General features: G+C 43.4%; 3 protein-coding genes. 1 reads left to right on the top strand and 2 read right to left on the bottom strand.

Annotation, left to right across the window (positions count from 1 at the left end; all coding sequences use genetic code 11):
* Positions 1-567 precede the first annotated feature (567 nt).
* Positions 568-1,056, top strand: a complete 489-nt coding sequence (locus Selli1_RS17935; RefSeq protein WP_087252748.1) for a DUF2798 domain-containing protein — start codon at positions 568-570, stop codon at positions 1,054-1,056.
* 73 nt (positions 1,057-1,129) lie between these two features.
* Here Selli1_RS17935 and Selli1_RS17940 read toward each other — a convergent pair whose 3' ends face one another.
* Positions 1,130-2,260, bottom strand: coding sequence for a toxic anion resistance protein (locus tag Selli1_RS17940; RefSeq protein ID WP_138373725.1), 1,131 nt, complete (start codon positions 2,258-2,260; stop codon positions 1,130-1,132).
* Entirely contained in the window at positions 2,257-3,480 is a 1,224-nt protein-coding gene (locus tag Selli1_RS17945; RefSeq protein ID WP_087169707.1) for a 5-bromo-4-chloroindolyl phosphate hydrolysis family protein, read from the bottom strand. The genes Selli1_RS17940 and Selli1_RS17945 overlap by 4 nt, the downstream gene beginning before the upstream one ends.
* Positions 3,481-3,757: the final 277 nt, after the last annotated feature.

A 3,757-nucleotide genomic window follows, 5' to 3' on the forward strand; every position in this document is an offset into this window, starting at 1 on the left:
CTGGTTTGTGGAACTTGAAGTTCCTTGTTCTGAATAATTCTCATGAATTTTCAGGGATCGTTGTCTATTGTTCAGTTATCAAAGTTCTTTGTTTTCGTTGCCGCTCTCTCGCGACAGCTATATTAGATTATCACATCTGTTCCTTTTTGTCAACCACTTTTTTCATCTTTTTTCGAGTAATTTCTGCGGTGGTCCGTCAAGCCAATGCGGAAAAGCCGTCCTCAGGATTGTCACTCTGAGATGTTTTGTGCTGACAGTTATCAGCGGAACGTGTTATATATTATCATCCAGGCTTATAAATGTCAACAACTTTTTTTATCTTTTTTTCTTTTTTATTTCATCACATGTTTTCTACTGTTTTTATGAGAAAAATTTCTGTTTGAATTTTAAATCTAAATTTGCTATAATCATCAGCGTACGGATCGACGTACAAATAAATCTTATAGTTACCTAAACAAGGAAAGGGCTTTAATCAGCCAAAATAGAAATAAGTCTTCCAGGCGTAGTCTATTGTGCATTCAGTGGATTAACGCCTTTTTCATTGAAATGAATTAAGGAGGACTGATTATGCCAAAAACAAAATTTCAAGAAGTAATCTATGGACTGCTGATGACCTTTTTCATGGTTGCAGCAATGGAACTCTATAATACCGGCCTGCGTATGCGCGGACTGACAAATGCCGGTATTCTCTATGCCTTTCGTGAGATGGTCATTATTTATCCGATCTGCTTTGTGACGGGCTTCTTCTTTATCGAACGGATTGCGCCAAAGATTGCGTTCCGTCTTGTAACCCCGGGCGAAGATAAACCGATTTTCGTCACGCTTGCCAGAGCGAGCGTCACCGTCGCTTTCATGTGCCCGATCATGAGCTTCTGGGCCACTGTGATTTTTAAACATCCCGGTGTTGAATTTATTCCGGTATGGCTTCAGACATTTGTCTGCAATTTCCCGATGGCCTTTTTCTGGCAGATTTTCTTCTGCGGCCCGCTTGTGCGCTTTATTTTCCGCATGATTTTCGAAAGAAAGAGTCGTACCGAAGTCTGTACAGCCGAGTAATACGGTCAGCAGTCTTTCGCTTTCACACAAAAAGCGTCCGCACTTTTATTCGTACGGACGCCTTTTTTATTTATTATCTGATCTGAAGAAGCTTGTCCTTTAATTCCTGCTCCATCTTTCGCAGTTCTACTTCTGCCTCCTGACGCTTTCTACGCCCGTCTTCCTGAATCTGCATTACTTCATCCAGAGTAGAAATGAGTGATTCATTGGTCGCTTTGAGCGTTTCCATATCTACAATGCCTCTTTCGGATTCCTTTGCGGTTTCTACCGTTGCCATCTTCAGAGTCTCTGCATTTTTCCTTAACAGCTCATTCGTCATATCTGTCACTTCACGCTGTGCTTCTGCTGCCTGTCTGGAATGTGCAACACCAAGGGCAAGTACCATCTGACTCTTCCAGAGCGGAATGGTATTGACAATCGTGGACTGGATTTTTTCTGCCATGATTGTATCATTATTCTGCACCAGACGAATCTGCGGCGCAGTCTGGATGGATACCATCCTTGTCAGCTCCAGATCGTGAATCTTTTTCTCAAATCTCAGACACATGGATTCCAGATCTCTGGCCGACTGCGCATCTTCAGCAAGACCGCTTCTCTGCGCTTTCAGTTTCATTTCTGCAAGATCTTTCTCCCTTACGTCTTTGAGTTTCTTTTTTCCGGCCATGATATACATGGTCAATTCTTTAAAATAGGTCAGATTTAATTCATACATCTTGTCCAGCAGGGCAATATCTTTCATAAGCTGAACCTGATGCCCTTCCAGTACTTTGCAAATCTGATTGACATTCGTCTCTGCACTTGCATATTTTGATTTCAGATTCTGCAGTTTATTTGCCTGCTTTTTGAAAATGCCGAAAAATCCCTTTTCTTCCTCGTCATCAAAATTTTTCAGCTCCTGTACAACGCCGCTCAAAAGATCTCCCACTTCGCCAAGATCTTTCGTCCGCACATTATCAAGCGCCGTCTCCGAAAAATCGGCCATCTTTTTCTGTGTTCCGGCTCCATACTGGAGAATCATGGTCGAATTCGTCAGATCGATCTGGTTTGCAAACTGCTCTGCCATTTTCCGCTCTTCGTCTGTCAATACGTTTTCATCCATAACCGGCTCTTCTTTTTCCTCCGGTTTGATCTCCTGTTTCATATCCTGAAACGGATCCAGGGTCAATACCGGACCTGTCTGTAAATCTTTTAAATCCTGACTCATGATTTCCCTCCTGTTTTAAAATCGTCTTCTGTAAGTCCTTCCTGTGCCAGCATCATTTTCAGCACAGTAATATCTGATGAAACATCCCAGGCTGTTTCCTGAAACAGGTCATCCAGAAGCTTCTCAAATGCGATATTCAGCGTATCAAGTGTATCTTCGATTTCTTTTTTAGAATTCAGAATATTTTCACCCTGTACCGGCTGGTGATCCAGCTCCTCATATGCTTCCAGCAGTTTCACCGCCGTCGGGAGATAATATTCCATCAGCTTTTCAATGTCATCCACCGCATCCGGGTCCTGCTCCACTCTTTCAAAGATCCGCTTTGTCAGCTCTTCCATCCTTGAAATCTTTTCGGATACAACTTCTCCCGGTATCGCATCGTTACACTCTTTCAGCTTCCGGATATAGTTCTGCCCGGTCTCGATTACGGTACGGATCTGAGGATCCATCTGCTGCCTCTTTCTGGCACGCTCCTCCTCCCTTGTTTTCGCTTCCCATGCCTTTTTCTTTTTCTCTTCTTCTTCGTTCTTTCGGGCTTCCTGCTGCTTTTGCATCAGCTCCCGATACGCGTCATAAGCATCGTTGCTTGTAATCAGGCATGTATTTGTATCATCCAGGTGGCCCTGTAAAAACCAGCGCTTTTCGATCATCCATTCCAGATCTTTTAAAACGGTTTTCTCCTTTTTTCTTGTCCGTCTGGCCAGTTCGCTTACATTACAGTATTCTTTTCCCTGCAGTTCAGAGAGATAACTCTGAAAACGCCTTACACGCCCAAGCTTCTTCAGCCCGGCCGCCCCGATTCCTCCAAAAATCACTGTAAATATCAGAAGCGTAACAAACCCAAACGTAAGGCCTGCATTTTGCTCCAGCAAAAGCATAGTCAGACCGGTGAAAATGAACCCAAGCAAAAACACTGCTCCAATTCCAAGTCCTGTAATGGAAAGTGCCATGCCGGCTGCTTTCTTACCTCCGGTTCCGGCGTACAGTACCGGCCGCTTCAGCTTGCTTAAGTCTACTTTTGCCCAGTCTTTTTTTGTGCTTTGCTCTCCGCCTGCACTCTGTCTGGCGCTCCCTGAATTTTTCCTGAAGCTTCCCGCCGCACTGTTAATCGTATCGGTAATCGTCTGATTCAGACTTCTGAAATCCATCGAATCTACGGCATCCTGAACAGTTCTCCTGATGTCTTCTCCGAATCTTTCCCAATCCCAGTAATTTCTCATTTCTGCATCCTTTCTTCCGTTTTTAAAACGGATCCATGCAATTATTATACTTTATCACTTTTAACACTTCAAGAGATTCCACCATGCCTGAGTAAATTTTCATACCTTCTCTGTCATCCATTCAACCCCGCCGGACAGGCACAAATTTCCAATAAAAAATAGGCTACGCCTATTCAACTCCCCTGCCCCTCAATCATGAGGGGGTTGGGGCTTTCTTTTTGTTACATTTTCGTTCATAATAGTTTTATGAATATCTTACAAAAAATTTTTACTGACT

The sequence above is a fragment of the Sellimonas catena genome, assembly GCF_027924685.1.
Classification (GTDB): domain Bacteria; phylum Bacillota; class Clostridia; order Lachnospirales; family Lachnospiraceae; genus Sellimonas; species Sellimonas catena.